Below are 15,319 nucleotides of genomic sequence, written 5' to 3'. Positions count from 1 at the left end.
GTTTTCCAGCTAATTCGCCTCTGCAGCCGCATACGCACCAAATTAACGGGAAGAATTCCCTTTAATTTCCCCATCTTTTTTATACCGGTAAGAGATTACATATTGAATATGAAAAAATACGGTTGGAACCATAAAGGCCCTACCGATCAAACAGAAAGGTGAAAGAGATGCTCTAATCCACCATCCACAAAATCGAGAATATCAGAGATCCTGATGCTGGAGTTTTTTTCGAGCGTTTATCTGATAGGGGGAATTAACGATGGACATACAAGAGAGCTCGGAAGCGGTAAGGAACAAAGAAGATTTTATCAACTTTGTCTATAGCTTGATCAAGGATCTGAAACAAAACACCGACGAATGGGAAAATACTTCGCTTGAAGATTTTCTCCACGGGATGGCGTCTTGGGTCGAAGATACGGACGGACTTTTCCCTGGCTCGGACCATGATCAGACGGAGCATGCCGACTGGAATCGGTTCGCCGCCATGTTGTTTGCGGGAAGCCGATATGAGTAAATTTAAATAAGGAGGGCGGACGTTATGAAAAAAGACGACTTTGGCAATCGCATGAAGGGGTACGAGAATATTTTCCGGCAAACGCTGCCCCAGCGGCTCCCGGTGATTATTCGGATCGACGGTTCTCATTTTCACACCTTTACCCGGGAAATGAAGAAGCCGTTTGACGAATTATTAATTCAAGCGTTTTGGGAGACATGCAAATATCTGGCGCAGAACATCATGGGCTGCAAGCTGGTTTACCACCAAAGCGACGAAATTTCCATCCTGTTGACCAATTACGATAAGCTGACCACACAGTCCTGGTTCGAAAATAATCTGCAAAAGATCGTCTCCGTTTCAGCCTCCATGGCTACCGCCAAGTTCAATGAGGTGATTAAACCAGCCTACCCGGACAAACCGCTGGCTACCTTTGACAGCCGGGCTTGGGTACTGCCCCATGATGAAGTGGCGAACTATTTTCTCTGGAGACAGCAGGACGCGACCAAAAACAGCATTTCGATGGTGGCCCAGGCTCATTTTCCGCATGAGGCATTACAGGGACTGGACGGAAAAAAACTTCAGGACAAGCTGTTCCTGGAGAAAGGCATCAACTGGAATGACCTGCCCGTTTGGCAAAAGCGGGGTGCCTGCATCACAAAACAAACCTACAGCAAAGGTGAAGCGATACGCAGTAAGTGGGATGTGGATCTCCATACGCCGATTTTTAGCCAGGATCGGGAGTACATCAACCAATACGTCTATTTGGCGAAGGATGAATAGTGATGGAGTGCGTCATTTTTATCGGGATCCAGGCTTCCGGGAAATCCACCTTTTACAAGGAAAAGTTCTTTAAAACCCATATGAGAATCAACCTCGATATGTTAAGGTCCAGGCATCGGGAGGGCGTGTTTCTGGAGGCCTCGCTTCGAACCAGTCTCCCGTTTGTCGTGGATAACACAAATCCGACCATGGAGGACCGGAAGAAGTATATCGAGTTGGCGCAAAAGTATAAATTTAAGATCGTGGGTTATTATTTTGAACCCGACTATGCGTTGTCGGTGGAGCGAAACGAGCGGAGGCAAGGGAAGGAAAAGGTTGCCGACGTGGGAATCCGAAGTACCTTGAAGAAGCTGCAGCCTCCTTCTTATCAGGAAGGCTTCGATGAACTGTACCGGGTAAGGTCGCATGATGATCGCTTTGATATCGAAAGCCTAACATAGGGCGGAGTCCGTAAAGGAGGCCGATGCATGAAGAATGGGGATATACCGACCAAAGAAACACTGAAAATACTAAGAGACTCCGGATGGTATGAAGGAAGGAAGATCGATATAACCGAAATGAAAGAAAATCTCGAGCAGCGGGGTTATGTTGTTTTTCCGGCGGTCGAGGATTTCTTAAGAGAATTTGGCGATTTGGTGATCGAGGATACGGTAAACGAAGAAACGCATAATACAAGTATCCGGTTCACGGACTATTATAGACACGGCAGTTTCAAATCGGAGGAAAAATATGCGGGAGAGAAATTAGTTCCAGTGGGGATGATCGACAGCGATAACTTGTTGCTGTTTGTTTCGGAGAGCGGAAAGGTGTACTGCAGTACCGGGAAGTTGGGCGACTCCGCTATGGAAGCTTGGGATCACCTGATAAGCGGGCATGGGTTTAAGCCGTGGGGAATGTTTTGAGAATGGGATAGCGAGGTGAGGATTTGCTTGAAAACTAGACAAGAAGCCATTGATTATTGTTTGAGTCTGGGAACTGCCTATGAAGATACTCCTTTTCGTGATAAAAATTGGACCGTAGTGCGGCATATGTACACCAATAAAGTATTTGCGTGGATCTTTGAAAAGGACGGCCATATTTGGATCAATGTAAAATGTGAACCGGGTGCCTTGGAGTTCTGGCGTCAGGCCTATTCTTCGGTGGTTCCGGCCTTTCATCTGAATAAGGACCATTGGAATTCCATCATCCTTGACGGTAACGTTCCGGAGGAAGAAGTACACGAGATGATCAAACAAAGCTACCTCCTGACTAAAAAGAAATAAACAGCGGCCTGGTAGCAGGCTCGATCCTTAGGAAGGATTAAGCTTGTTTAAGGCCATTTTTACAAGATGATCCGCTTGACGGGTTGTTTCGGGCAGGCGGTATTGCGGCGAAAGCTTCAAGATCCACGCTGAAGCGGTATTCAACGAGATTTTATGACCAATAGAAACGAATATAGGCTTAACATGGTCTTGCGTTCTTAAGACATGGCCGACAACCTCATCGTTGTCGATGAGAGGGGAATGACTCCCGCGAGAATCCCCGGGTTCATCATAGGTTCCGAGTAATCTCGTTTTTCCGCAACCGATCGTCGGAATATCCAAAAGAACGCCTAAATGACTGGCTAGACCAAATCTGCGGGGATGCGCGATGCCTTGACCGTCACAAACTACCAAGTCCGGCGGGGTTTTGATTTGCTTGAAAGCCTTTATAACCGGGGGGAGTTCTCTAAAGGAGAACAGTCCGGGAATATAGGGGAACTGGACCCGGTCTTCTACGGTCACGGATTCCACAAGCTTTAATGAAGCCGCCTCCAAAATAACTACGGCAGCAATCAACACATCGCTTTGTTTCGAATACGCTACATCCACACCGGCCACATAGGTTATGTCATGGTATTGATCCTGCTGGATGACCTTTTGGGCTAGTTCCCGCTGTATGGAGACAGCTTCTTCTTCGTTTAGTTCCCAAGGATGCATGATTTTTGATTTCATTGTAATCACCTTTTATGTATTTTAAATAGTTTCAGCAGCTATATGTACATAAGTCTATTATATCTTATTTTACAGATTTGAAATTCTCTTATTGCAGGAGGCAAGATGAGCCAACGACTGGAAGCTTTTAAGAGTGACTTTATGGATAATATATCGATCAAAACCAAAGAGATGCTTCATCAGGCAGGCTGGAGTCCAGACACTAGTATCGATATAACTCCGACCGTAAAATTTTTGGAAGCTATGGGTTATGAAGTATTCGATGCTGTGCTTGAGACATTGAGCCTTTTTGGCGGGAGAGAAATTAAGTTTGCGCATCCGGATGGGAGTTGGGAAACCTTTCATTTTAGTCCTGAAGTGGCTGTAGGGGATTATTATGAAAAAGAAGATTTCGAGGAATTTGAGGAGCGCGTGAAAGAGCCGCTTATTGTCGTTGGAGAGGCATACCGCGGTCATTTTATTTTGCTCATCTCGAAATCAGGCAAGGTATTTGGGAAGAATGGAGCTTCCTTATACAAATTCGGAGACAGCATTTATGAAGCCCTGGATACGCTTTGTCTGTTCAGAAAACCGGAAGAAGTTCCTTGAACTGGAGAGATTGCATAGAACAGATCCAAATTTTACATGAAATAACGATCCAGAACTATATTTCCGCCGAGGAGCTGCAGCGTTATTACAAGGAAGATATCCATTACAGCCTATATTACTGGTACGTCAAATTAAAAAAACGCTACTTTGAGATATGCGGATACGATGCGGGGATTGACCAGGAACGCTTTAGATTGCTGGAGGCAATGGAGCGGCAAATGGAGCATGGAAGTTCATCGAAAAGATGGAGTTGGAAATTGGGGTGAGCTTATGATTATTACACTGGATATAAGCCACGAAGAGTTCGATGGAATTGTAGCGGATGCCGGAGAATTTTCGCCGGTGATTTTTCTGAACTTTCCCAGGGATATAAGCGGGTCATATGAATTTGAACTGATGAACACCGTAATAAATATCTTTGATTTCAAAGATCAACTGCAAGCCCTCGGAGTTCGTTCGGAGGAGGATTCGCTGTTCGTATTTGGAACCATCCATGTGCGGATCGAAGGCGTTAAGGGGGCGGATTTTGAAATGGTTGAAGGTGACTTTCATACGGGACGTCGGCGGTATCATAGCTGGCCATACACCCTTCGGAAAGGAGATGTGGTATGTATATCCGGGGGAAGGCTATCTTTCCTGGAGGATAGCTACGCCTCTATTATGATTGTAGCGGAGAGCAGGTCCCGAATCACCTTAACCTTTAACCTCGAGGAAACAATTCCTTACGACTTTACGAAAAGCAGCAGAACGAATCAGGCCCGCTCCACAAAATCAGTGCATACATATACAACTTCTCCCGGAAAATTGTTCGATCCCCGCTTTTTTCGCGAGCATTTTGGCTCTGGAAGAATAGCGGTCAGGAGCGAGATATCGGAGTAGTGCCCCATCAGACAACCTGGATAACATAGAATTCCTGCAGATTTGCATCTTTCTTTTCATTCCCTCGGGGATCGGCTTAAATACCTGCAGATTTGCATCTTTTTGCAGTTGGAAGGACCTTGAAGGAGGCAACGTGAATAGATTTTCGGAGCGAACCTTAGGAATATTGACTAAAGCCGGATGGCACCCCGAGCGAAAAGTGGATGTGAGTGCAACCCTCTCTTTTTTAGAAAGTCGGGATTTTCAAGTAAGTACTCCGGTTAAGGAGGCTTTAGAGCGGTTTGGGGGATTAGTGTGCGAATTCTTGGATGGGGGAGAGGGTGAGAATTTTATTATTATTCCGGAAAGCCAATTTCGCGAAGGGGTTACAAAAGTCCACTTTAAAAGATACGACGTTCTAATTGGAGAGTACTTGATAGTCATTGGTTCGGTCTACCGAGAGAACGCGTTATTATTTATGTCCGATTCGGGAAAAGTATACGGCGCACATGACGACTACTATATTTGGAAGTTTGGCGACAATATAGATGAAGCCATAAGTAACTTGTGTGAATGCCAAGAGTTTAAATTAATTCATCAGGAATAGGGATAGCAAAAATCAGAGGTGCATTAAATTATTTCTCTCACAGAAAGAAGCCTGGTCGAGTTGTTGAAAAGCTCCAGGCAGCTTCCTTTTGTGATGGTGGAGGACAAAGGAGAATACATATGTCAATATTGGACACAAACCAAGTAGACGGGATCGGTAAGAGCAACACGGAAAATAAAATAGCGTTACTGCTGGCGGACCACCTGGATTGGAGCGACGAGCTTCAGCATTTAACTCTGCTGCAGGACAAAATGAATGCTTACCTTTCATTTATTGAAGGCGGGCAGATTTACGCGGTATATCCGGACGCGAAGTCCGTAGACGGATTTATTTTTGAGCTGAAATTCAAATATGCTCCTACCGAAAATGCTCTGAAGCTCATCGATGTGTTTAGAAAAAGTACGGCTGATTTGCGGATGGAGTATCGGGTTGGGGTTGATCTGTAGTGTTAGTCTATCAAGCTCCGACGGGCTCTGAACGGGTTTTGCAGAATCTTGTAGAATTGGAGCAGATTATACTGGATGGATTCCCTGATTATTGGCATGATGGTCACGGAGGAGGAACAACTTGCTTAACCCCAAGAAGCTCAACATGTCGTTCAGAAGATACAGCAAAAACTTCGTAGATGGAATTAAGTTTGAGACAGTTCAAAGACGATATCAAGAGAATCACAAAGAAGTGATTGAAATCGTCGATTCGAACCAAACGGAAAAAGATCATATTTTACTGATTGATTTGAATTCCATCGCCTCCTATTACTTATCCCAATGGAAAAGCGACGTGCTGATTACCGGAGGAAACCGGCTGGACGGCCTGAAGCAGATGCAGGTGGTCGTCTTCTATCAGTGTATGGCGCAGGATCTTTATAAAGTCAGGTATCCCAAAATGATAAAGAATTACACTTTTCGTGGAGTTATCGTAGCCTTAATTCATTTTGCGATGTTTGGGTGGGAGAAGGAAGAAGATATTCTCTTTGATTTCATAGTAACCCGCTTGGGCGGCAACATGTTGGACGGTAACGAGGAGAACAAACACATCTGGTTTTTGCTGGAGTTGTACTTACAGTATAGGAACAAGACCGTCGCGGGAACCGACCAGAACGTACATATCGCTGTGTGGCAACAGTTGAAAGAAGCGGGGCTGCCGCATGGCTCGATCCCGGATGATCTGGGGATGTACCGGCAGGCACTGGATCGGTGGTTGTCGTCTGACCCGGCAGAGATAGCGCAGTTGATCAACAGCATGGCATTATTCCATGCGATACAGGCTTCTGAGGTCGGGAAGTTCCACGAATTTGGCGATTATCGATACGGTTTCTATCCTTATGAAATTTTATTCCTCAGGCATATCAGAACCAAGCGAGGCCTGCCGCTTCCCGCGCATAGTGACGATTTTTTAATGAGTACCCCTGAAGCCAAAATGGAGTTTGCAAGTCCCGAGCCTTACCCGGAGTGGGACCCCCTGCTGTGTGTGATCGACGATTTTTACCGCCGGCATTACGCCGAATATATTCCGAACCAACATGGGGAGCTGTTTCAAACGTCATAATTTTAAATCCTACATTATTTCCAAGGAGGACATGAATATGTCAGAACGAGCCATTATCCCGCTGATTTTTGAAGGGAATCAGGAGCTATTAAGCAACCCGGATATCCTGTACGACTACACCGATCTGGTGGATTACGGGTTTCAAACGAAGCAATTCCTTTATCTCGACCATCGCGGGGAAGAGGATCAAGAAATTGTGAATTTTATTCTGGATTATGAATTTGCCCATCACCTTGATTTGGCATCCGAGGAGGAGCTTGAGGAACTGGGGAAATTTGAATATGAGTACGTCCCGGAAAAGATCAAAGAAGTCAACCAGCTCATTTCGCCAAAAGGATACGGCTTATTCTCCTATCCCACCGACGGCGACTTTTACGCCCTGTTTATTGCCAAGCTGGAGCATAAGCCCAAGTTGTTGGAAGTCGAGATCGAAGACGACGAATGGCTGCCGCTCGAAGCCCGATTCATTCAGTACTATGAATAACATCTGTCTAAAGTACATGATAGGATGGATTTCGCCTGTTTGCCCTGAGCCCAGTCGCACATTAACGGGATTTCCTCCCGCTAATGAGGTGCCAAAGCTGCAGCAGAGACAAAATACCTGGAATACCTCCCGCTAATTTTCCTGAAATTGCGAATATAGGCGGTTGAGCCCCGAAATAGCTGGAAATTTTCCAGCTAAATCGGCTCCAAGGGCCAAGAGCGATAAATTACCGGGAGGTTTTCCCGTTAATGTTATTGAACGAGGAGACTAAAGATGAATGAAAGCCTAAAAAGAAATATAAATAAGTTAAAAGAACAACTCGCATCTCATCCGGACAGCATACTCATCGGCCAGATTCATGAAGGGAATCCCCATCCAGAGATTGAGGACAAGCACGGGGGCTTGGCGGAATATACTCAATTCTTGCAGGAATGTGACGGGGCGTCCTTTGGGGAGATCGATCTTTTTCCTTCTCGTGAGCTTTCCCGCAATCAGTTTTATGTAGAGACCTTGGCCGGAGGAACGGAAACGTGGCTCTTCATAGGACTCATTCTGTATGAGCCTCTGGTCATCAACAAAACCGATGGAAAGGTATGCATGTTCTTCAGGGACATACCTGTAGACTCGCCGGGGAAATGTTTCGGCAGCTTTGATCATTTTCTCATGGGCTATGCGTTCGGTAAAAAGTATCTCGATCTCGTACCCGTTGATCTTGAAGATGGATGGGTCATGCTTATCCGTGAATTGGATTCTTGGACGAGGGGGCTGCCGTATTGATCCATCGCTTGCTCAACGTGCTTAATTAAAATTTTCGGAATAGGTTGCGACATGCAGCCTTTTTAATTTAATTTAGAAGTAGCGATTGGCCAGAACAGGCCGTTATTTATAAAGGCTAAAGGGGTATGCATTCCTGTGAAAGTAACCATAAACGATATCGCCAAAGCCGCAAACGTAGCGAAATCGACCGTTTCAAAGGTGCTGAACGATTCGCCCAGCATCCCGCTCGCTACGAAAGAGCGTATCCGGGCCATTATGAGGGAGATGAATTATATCCCCAGCAGCATGGCAACCGGCTTGGCTAAACGGAAATGCAACAATGTGGCGGTGATGATCGATCTTTCGCGCCGGAACGATTTTTTAAATCAATTTTTCTATAACATTATCGGCGGGATCGAGAGCGTGGTCGGCTCGAAGGGATACGATTTGACGATCTGCAACGTACCGCAGGGGGACAGCCGGGACTTTCTCCATCGGTACGCGTTAAGCCAGAAAGCGGACGGACTTATTATCGATACTTCGATCCTGGAGAAACAAGCTGCTGACGACTTGCTGAAGGCGAAATCCCCTTTTGTGGTGCTCGGCGCCTGGGGCGAGGCGCTTAAGTTCCCTTGCGTGGACATCGATAACCGGTTGGGCGCGGTAAAAATAACGGAGCATTTGCTTGCGGAGGGCTACCGTCGTATCGCCTTCATCGGCGGCCGGAAGAAGGAGTACTTATTCTCGCAGCGGTTCTCCGGTTACTCCGAGGCGCTGCGCCGGCAGGGCTACGGGGTCAATCCTTTATGGAGTTTTCCTGAAGGTGGTGCCGAAGAGAGCGGATACGCCGCAGCGGAGAAAATGCTCAGGCTCCCCATTGTTCCGGATGCGGTCATATGCATGAACAATTACGTTGCTTTTGGCGCTCTGCGGTGCCTGAGGGACCGGGGAATTTCCGTTCCCGATGAGATGGGCATAGTCACTTTTGACAACGAACCCTTAGCGCCTTATACCTCCCCGACTTTAACAAGTCTTCATACAGATACCTTCGGACTCGGCACGAAAGCGGCCGAACTGCTGATGGACCTTATTCAGGATGAGGAAACGATGCCGGATGAGGAGGCGGAGAACCGCCAGACCTGGATCGAGCCTCAATTGATCGTTAGAGAGTCGAGCGTAAAATCCGGAAGCGCGTTATGATTAAAAGAAGCTCGACGAGCCTGAATGGTTCGAAGGGCTTATTTTTATATCGAAAATTGGACCGAAACGGAAAAGCCGCACCGGCCGGAAAGCTCATTTTTCAAAATATTGAAAAATATGAAAATTTAGATTGACCCCCGAACAAACAGATGCTATTTTTATTTTAGGAAACCGGTTCCTCCAATTGGAAACGCGAAATTGGCAATCTCACATGATAATTCCAGTTTGGTTGCAAAGAAAATGTTGATTTTAAAGCACGATATTATTCCTATGGGAGGAGGGAAGAGTTAAACATAACTATATTGTAAGCGTTATCAATTAAATGTGACAAATGGTTCATTGGGCTTCCTCATTCTAAAATGACGATTCTATTCGAATTGGGAGGGATAGTAGTTGAAGTTCAAGACTATAAGAAAAGGAACAAGCCTTATTGCAGCATTTGCCATAGCTGTATCGTTGTTATGGGGGATTACGGGGCCTGCCGGGAAAGCCGAAGCCGCGAGACTCGGTTTTGACGAGAACGACACCGTCTATCAAATTATGGTCGACCGTTTCCACGATGGCGACAAGTCAAATAATGCGACCGGGGCGAAGATTCGCTACGGGGAAAATTCGGAAGAAGATTTCCGCTACATGAAGGGCGGCGACTGGCAGGGTGTGATCGACAAGCTGCCATATATTAAGGGCATGGGCTATACCGCCATTTGGATTTCGCCCGTAGCCGAGCCGCAGGTGACGAGCCGCGACAACAACGGGACGGGACGGAACACGGCCTATCATGGTTTTAACGTGAAGGATCCCAACAAGGCCAATCCTTATTTCGGCACAAAGGAAAAGCTGAAAGAGCTGGTCGATAGCGCCCATGATCTCGGGATTAAAGTCATTATCGACGTTGTTCCCAATCATATCGGCGACTACATGTTCGGAAAAAATAATTACTATGATATTCCCGGTTTGGAGCCGGCCGCACCCTTCAACAACCCTTCCTGGTATCACCACAACGGCGATATCGACTGGTCTTTGGTGGACGGCAACTATACCCAGTGGGCCCAGGATTATATTGAAAATCATGACCTGGCGGGCCTGGATGATATCGACCACGACAATGCGGCCGCCAAGAACGCCATTTTCAAGTCGATTAAAGACTGGTTCGACTATACGGGAGCGGACGGGATGCGCGTGGATGCCGCCAAGCTGATCAAGCCTTCGGTGATCCGCGAATTGGAGCAATATGTCGGCGTGAATTCCTTTGGCGAAAATTTTGACGGAAACACGGAGTTTGTATCCCGTTGGGTAGGCAGCAACGGCGAATGGGGGATGCTGGATTTTCCGCTGTTCTTCCAGATCCTGAGCAGTTTTGCTTACGGCCAGTCCTTCGACACCACCATCAAGCCGACATTGGCGCAGGATCACCTGTACAAAGGCCAAGAGAATCATATGGTTACGTTCATCGACAACCATGACCGCAACCGCTTCTTGACGGAAGTCGGAGGGAATGTGCAGAAGCTGCAGAATGCGCTGACTTTTATTTTCACGGTGCGCGGTGTACCGGTCGTATTCCAGGGGACGGAGCAGAACAAGGGCAACGGCAATGGTTCCATCATCACGGGCGGTATTGCCGATACGTGGAACCGCTGGTCCATGGTGAAGCGCGACAACAACGGGAACGTGATCACCGATTATTTTAATCCGAATACGGACACGTACCAATTTGTAGCCAAGCTGAATAAGCTTCGTCAGGATTATCCGGCGCTCCGCACCGGCAAACAAAGGGAAATGTGGTCGGCTGCGAATCTCTATGCCTTCTCGCGGAAGATCGATTCCGGTACCCATAAGGGTGAGGAAGTCATCGCCGCTTTCAACAACTCGGGGAATTCGATTACCCAGACCATTCCGCTTCGTGCGGAAAGCGCACTGGCCGTCGGAACAACATTAACGAATCTGATGAATCCTTCAGAGACGATCACGGTTCAAGCGGGAGGAGTCGGCGGCAAGCAAATCACCATCACCGTCAACGGCAATTCCAACAAAATCTACGCGGCGAAGAAGGCGGCTGGGGATACGGAAGCGCCGACCGTTCCGGGGAATGTGACGGCCGTGTTGAACGGAAATACGGGAGCGGATGTCAGTTGGACCGCCTCGACGGATAATGTAGGGGTTACGGCGTATGAGGTTTATCGGAATGGGGTCAAGATCGCATCGGTAACGGGAACCTCATACAACGATACGGGATTGCAGCCGAACACGACTTATTCCTACACCGTCAAAGCGAAAGATGCCGCCGGAAATGCATCCACATTAAGCAATGCGGCGAAAATAACGACGCCTGGCGGAGTTCCGGATACGGAGGCGCCGTCTGTCCCCGGTCAGGTAACGGCAGTTTTGGCTGGTTCCAATGGAGCTCAGATCAGTTGGAACGCGTCCACCGATAATGTAGGGGTAACCGGGTATGAGGTTTATAGGGATGATGTTTTATTGACTACGGTAAACACAACCTCCTATCAGGACACGAATCTGCAGCCGAATACGACGTACGCTTATACCGTAAAGGCCAAGGATGCAGCGGGGAATGTATCCGGGTCGAGCAACTCCGCCACAGTGACGACACCGGAAGGGAGTACCGTAACCATCTATTACAAAACATCGTTCGCAACCCCCTATATTCACTACAAAATAGATGGGCAGGACGAATGGACGACGGTACCGGGCGTGGCGATGACACCGGCGGCTCAGCCTGGCTACTATTCGATTGATCTGCCGGTGGGAACGGCGACGGGAATAACGGCCGCCTTCAATAACGGCAGCGGAACATGGGACAACAATAACGGCAAAAATTATCGTTTCTCCACAGGCACTTGGACGCTGGTGAACGGCAATATTGCCGAAGGCGAACCGCAGTCGGACAGCCTGACCTTTACGGTAAATGTCCCGTCCGACACCACGGAAAGCGACACGGTATATCTCGCCGGGGATTTCAACGGGTGGAATCCGGCGGACCCGGCCTATCAGCTCACTCGTCAAGCGGATGGAACCTACACAATCAAGCTTGATTTGGCGGCAGGCACGACGCTTTTGTACAAGTTCACCCGCGGAAGCTGGGCTTCCGTCGAAGTGAACAGCAACGGCAGCGACATCGGCAACCGCACGAAGACCACCGCCGGCAGCGGAGATACGGTTACAGCTACCGTACAGCGCTGGAAGGACCGCTAAGCGATCGGACTCTCATAAATCCGCTTATGGAGGAAGTCCTGTACCGTAGTGCTGGTACGGGGCTTCTTCCGTTCTGGCGGTTCCCGCTCTTTGTTTGGCAAAAGCAAGGTATCGTTCCTTACGGCTCACATTTCCTTCTGATACTTGTTCATATAATAAAGACCGATTACGGTATGGGCCAGAAAAACGGCCACAATCGCCAGTGTGACCCATAAGGGAGCCGAAATGATGATCGACAAGTAAGCAATGCCCATAATGAGCCACTGGGTGATGTCGCCGGCTTTCGCTTTGGCCCGATGGCGAATCATCGTGTTCCGCTCGTCTTTGAGTTCGATTTCAGTCTGCTTTGCAAGTTCGGGATGGTTAAATTCAACCCGTTTCATATAGAGTTGAGCTACGCTCATCCCGACCAACCCCGCCCCAACTCCAATCAGTACCCCGGAGATGGTTTTCACTTCCTCGCCTTTGAAAAAGAAGCTGGCCGCGATGCAAAAAATACCCGTGATCAGCGCGGCTATATAAACCGATGTGTTTCTTTTCATGATGGCTCCTCCTCGTAAATGAAGATATCCTCTATGCTCATCCCAAAGTAACGGGCGATTTTGAAGGCCAGCATGATCGACGGATTATACCTCCCGTTCTCCAGCGAGCCGATCGTCTGCCGCGATACCTTGAGTACTTCAGCGAGTTCCTCTTGCCTAATTCCACGCTGTTTACGTATTTCTTCCAGTTTATTTTTCACGCAATCACCTCTGGAAAATTCCTGGATGGAAAGTTTGCTTTACATTGAAGATAGCATCGCTCTGAATTAATGTCAAGCAAGCTTTCCATAAGGTGCCTCCCCTCCCCCAGCCTGTTTCATAAGTCCGATGATTCTTGTGTTTTTTCATTCAGGTGCAGAATATTTGGTGCAAATCAAAACCTGCCACGTTCCATTGTCGTGGCAGGTTTATAAGTTGAGAGGATGCCCTCTAGTCTATGCGCTTCTCTCCATCAATGGGAGTTATTTTTACCCTGTCGAAGATGTTATCGATGCTTCCCGTTTCCTTTGTGGGTCCGTCTTCTTCAATAATGCCATAATTGACGGTTCCTCCCATCCACCAATGAGAATAATAAACATAAGCCCCTTTATAATCCGGACGCTTTCCCCACTCCTTGCTGATCGCAGGCACGAGACCAGGGATGGCATCGGGTTCCTGTTTTTTCTTAGAGGTGATTTTTCCCTCCCAAGTTTGCCAAGCGGCACCCTCTCTCACTTCGAAATATCCGATATACTCCCCTTTTTGAATAAAGAACTTCCGAGCTTGCCCATAGGGAAAATAATACTTCGTGACCCGAACATCATTCGTGTAACCCAGAGATTCGCGTAAACAAACCTTTGGCAGTCCCAATGCGGCTTGCCGGGCGGTAACCAGGTCCGGGCTTTCCAGGTCCGGATTCTCGGGGAAACTGTAAATCATAGCGGTGCGGGTTTCCGTATCCCATGCCACATGAGCATCGAGCGATTCGCCGATAAACCTTAAAGGAACATAAATCGATCCATGGATGTTACGAGGTGGAGCATCTATTTTTAGCTTATGGTTTCCTTTGTAGGCCAAGTTCTTATTTAACGTTAATTTGAGGACCTCCTTGGAGGAGGTATTCGTTACGCTTACGGTTTTCGTTTTCTTATCCCAGTCCAGTTTAAAAACAGGGAGCAGGGAAACCGCCCGTATAGGGACAAAAGTGGAACCGTCCACAATCACAGGCTTAAACTCAGCGAGCTTCTCCCCGTTCACATTCAAGCTGATCTCACCAGCCGCCCCAGACGTATGGCCCATGGAACAAGCAGCAACCACCGCCAGGAGGCATAAAACCACCCGCAACCTTTTCATTATTCGTACGCTCCTTATTGGAATATTTAGTATACTATTTCTTAGACGTAAGAAAAACGAACTTTGTCGCGGAAAATGACACACCAATTAGGGAGGGAAAGGAATGAGCTTGGTAACCTATCATGGGCCTACCGGTGAAACGATGATGAACCCCGATGATGAGTTCTTGAAAGAGATCAATGTGAATTGGATAGATCTTTATAAGATAGATTTTGAGCACGGCTTTTAGCCCGTGATTGGAGGGGCAATGAATTCAATTTATGAATGGAGAGAGACAGATGATTTCACCGCAAGCATTTTTGGACAAGTGGAACAGTGAGATTTACGGTTTGGTTCAATATGACGAATCGAGTTTGCAGCCGTTCTTTTTACCTAAGGAGACCAGGAATTTTCTGCTTCAAGCCGGTTTGCCCGAATCGGCTCCGCCATTTCTCACGTTCGAATCAACGGCTGAGGGAGGGGGAGTCCGGTTAACCCAATATAATGACCTATTGGGCGAGGCGTACGAGCGGTACATCTATCTGGGATTTACGGGGAGCGGCTCCCCGGTTTGTATCGATGAATCCAATGGCGAGGTTGTTTTTATAGATGGGGATAACGAGAATGCCAGAGTATTTATAAATAGCTCTATTCCGCAGCTCGCGGAATCGCTATTGGTGTATGTGGAATTTATCAATAAAATAAATACCATCAATGGAAGGGGCGCCTACCTTGACAAAAATGCCCCCAAAGAATGCCTGGATTGGGTTTCCGACCGTCTTCGTCAGGTGGATCCACTGTCTTTAACGGAGGGGACATTTTGGGGAGAAGAAATTGCGGACTTTACGAAGTGAGAGGAAGTAAATCTCTGGATGGTCAAATTAGTTATGAATTTAGAGCGAGAATGCAACAACATGGGGCGGGTTCGTTCGCCATCCCGCGAGATTTGGCCCTGCGTACGCTTCG

At 47.6% G+C, this 15,319-nt stretch carries 21 protein-coding genes; 17 read left to right on the top strand and 4 right to left on the bottom strand.

Annotation, left to right across the window (positions count from 1 at the left end; genetic code table 11):
• The first annotated feature begins 259 nt into the window (after positions 1–259).
• Genes V4U84_RS08475 through V4U84_RS08455 form a run of 5 tightly spaced genes read left to right on the top strand, consistent with a single transcriptional unit; the run spans position 260 to position 2,538 of the window.
• Positions 260–514, top strand: a complete 255-nt coding sequence (locus tag V4U84_RS08475; protein WP_334073558.1) for a DUF7660 family protein — start codon at positions 260–262, stop codon at positions 512–514.
• Between the two features lie 24 nt (positions 515–538).
• Complete coding sequence (locus V4U84_RS08470; RefSeq protein WP_334073559.1) at positions 539–1,276, top strand: tRNA(His) guanylyltransferase Thg1 family protein; 738 nt, start codon at positions 539–541, stop codon at positions 1,274–1,276.
• 2 nt (positions 1,277–1,278) lie between these two features.
• Positions 1,279–1,716, top strand: a complete 438-nt coding sequence (locus V4U84_RS08465) for an ATP-binding protein (protein ID WP_334073560.1) — start codon at positions 1,279–1,281, stop codon at positions 1,714–1,716.
• 27 nt (positions 1,717–1,743) lie between these two features.
• Positions 1,744–2,178 carry an SUKH-3 domain-containing protein gene (locus tag V4U84_RS08460; RefSeq protein ID WP_334073561.1) on the top strand — a complete coding sequence of 145 codons (435 nt, stop codon included), beginning with the start codon at positions 1,744–1,746 and terminating at the stop codon, positions 2,176–2,178.
• 27 nt (positions 2,179–2,205) lie between these two features.
• Complete coding sequence (locus V4U84_RS08455) at positions 2,206–2,538, top strand: MmcQ/YjbR family DNA-binding protein (RefSeq protein WP_334073562.1); 333 nt, start codon at positions 2,206–2,208, stop codon at positions 2,536–2,538.
• 27 nt (positions 2,539–2,565) lie between these two features.
• Here the strand turns inward: V4U84_RS08455 and nfi are convergent, their stop codons facing one another.
• Positions 2,566–3,249 (bottom strand): deoxyribonuclease V, encoded by a 684-nt coding sequence (gene nfi / locus V4U84_RS08450; RefSeq protein ID WP_334073563.1) that lies wholly within the window; start codon positions 3,247–3,249, stop codon positions 2,566–2,568.
• A 105-nt stretch (positions 3,250–3,354) separates the two neighbouring features.
• Here nfi and V4U84_RS08445 point away from each other — a divergent pair, with 105 nt between their 5' ends.
• The 10 genes from V4U84_RS08445 (at position 3,355) to V4U84_RS08400 (ending at position 12,500) form a co-directional block, all read left to right on the top strand.
• Positions 3,355–3,837 (top strand): SUKH-3 domain-containing protein, encoded by a 483-nt coding sequence (locus V4U84_RS08445; RefSeq protein WP_334073564.1) that lies wholly within the window; start codon positions 3,355–3,357, stop codon positions 3,835–3,837.
• Positions 3,834–4,103: a hypothetical protein gene (locus V4U84_RS08440; RefSeq protein ID WP_334073565.1), complete on the top strand. Its 270-nt coding sequence runs from the start codon at positions 3,834–3,836 to the stop codon at positions 4,101–4,103. Before V4U84_RS08445 ends, V4U84_RS08440 begins: the two co-directional genes overlap by 4 nt.
• Before the next feature lie 4 nt (positions 4,104–4,107).
• Entirely contained in the window at positions 4,108–4,716 is a 609-nt protein-coding gene (locus tag V4U84_RS08435) for a hypothetical protein (protein ID WP_334077024.1), read from the top strand.
• 133 nt (positions 4,717–4,849) lie between these two features.
• Positions 4,850–5,302, top strand: a complete 453-nt coding sequence (locus V4U84_RS08430) for an SUKH-3 domain-containing protein (protein ID WP_334073567.1) — start codon at positions 4,850–4,852, stop codon at positions 5,300–5,302.
• 119 nt (positions 5,303–5,421) lie between these two features.
• Positions 5,422–5,748 (top strand): DUF6572 domain-containing protein, encoded by a 327-nt coding sequence (locus tag V4U84_RS08425; protein ID WP_334073568.1) that lies wholly within the window; start codon positions 5,422–5,424, stop codon positions 5,746–5,748.
• A gap of 121 nt (positions 5,749–5,869) precedes the next feature.
• Positions 5,870–6,850, top strand: a complete 981-nt coding sequence (locus V4U84_RS08420; protein WP_334073569.1) for a hypothetical protein — start codon at positions 5,870–5,872, stop codon at positions 6,848–6,850.
• A 37-nt stretch (positions 6,851–6,887) separates the two neighbouring features.
• The gene (locus V4U84_RS08415; RefSeq protein ID WP_334073570.1) at positions 6,888–7,334 is read left to right on the top strand and encodes a DUF6630 family protein; all 447 of its coding nucleotides are present in this window, start codon (positions 6,888–6,890) and stop codon (positions 7,332–7,334) included.
• Between the two features lie 273 nt (positions 7,335–7,607).
• Positions 7,608–8,111, top strand: coding sequence for a hypothetical protein (locus V4U84_RS08410; protein ID WP_334073571.1), 504 nt, complete (start codon positions 7,608–7,610; stop codon positions 8,109–8,111).
• 135 nt (positions 8,112–8,246) lie between these two features.
• Positions 8,247–9,290, top strand: coding sequence for a LacI family DNA-binding transcriptional regulator (locus V4U84_RS08405; RefSeq protein WP_334073572.1), 1,044 nt, complete (start codon positions 8,247–8,249; stop codon positions 9,288–9,290).
• A gap of 393 nt (positions 9,291–9,683) precedes the next feature.
• Entirely contained in the window at positions 9,684–12,500 is a 2,817-nt protein-coding gene (locus tag V4U84_RS08400; RefSeq protein WP_334073573.1) for an alpha-amylase family glycosyl hydrolase, read from the top strand.
• A gap of 125 nt (positions 12,501–12,625) precedes the next feature.
• Here V4U84_RS08400 and V4U84_RS08395 read toward each other — a convergent pair whose 3' ends face one another.
• From V4U84_RS08395 to V4U84_RS08385, 3 genes are all read right to left on the bottom strand, one after another.
• Positions 12,626–13,042 (bottom strand): DUF2178 domain-containing protein, encoded by a 417-nt coding sequence (locus V4U84_RS08395; RefSeq protein WP_334073574.1) that lies wholly within the window; start codon positions 13,040–13,042, stop codon positions 12,626–12,628.
• A complete protein-coding gene (locus tag V4U84_RS08390) occupies positions 13,039–13,242 on the bottom strand; it encodes a helix-turn-helix transcriptional regulator (RefSeq protein WP_334073575.1) in 204 nt (67 codons plus the stop codon). Before V4U84_RS08390 ends, V4U84_RS08395 begins: the two co-directional genes overlap by 4 nt.
• Before the next feature lie 229 nt (positions 13,243–13,471).
• Entirely contained in the window at positions 13,472–14,374 is a 903-nt protein-coding gene (locus V4U84_RS08385; RefSeq protein WP_334073576.1) for a copper amine oxidase N-terminal domain-containing protein, read from the bottom strand.
• Between the two features lie 103 nt (positions 14,375–14,477).
• On the opposite strand from V4U84_RS08385, the gene V4U84_RS08380 reads away from it, so the two are divergent.
• A complete protein-coding gene (locus V4U84_RS08380) occupies positions 14,478–14,603 on the top strand; it encodes a hypothetical protein (RefSeq protein WP_334073577.1) in 126 nt (41 codons plus the stop codon).
• 49 nt (positions 14,604–14,652) lie between these two features.
• Complete coding sequence (locus V4U84_RS08375; RefSeq protein ID WP_334073578.1) at positions 14,653–15,207, top strand: SUKH-4 family immunity protein; 555 nt, start codon at positions 14,653–14,655, stop codon at positions 15,205–15,207.
• The last annotated feature ends 112 nt before the right edge of the window (positions 15,208–15,319 follow it).

The organism is Paenibacillus sanfengchensis, assembly GCF_036864765.1.
GTDB classification, from domain to species: domain Bacteria; phylum Bacillota; class Bacilli; order Paenibacillales; family Paenibacillaceae; genus Fontibacillus; species Fontibacillus sanfengchensis.
Note: the sequence above shows the minus strand (reverse complement) of the source record. Positions and strands in the feature narration are given on the sequence as shown.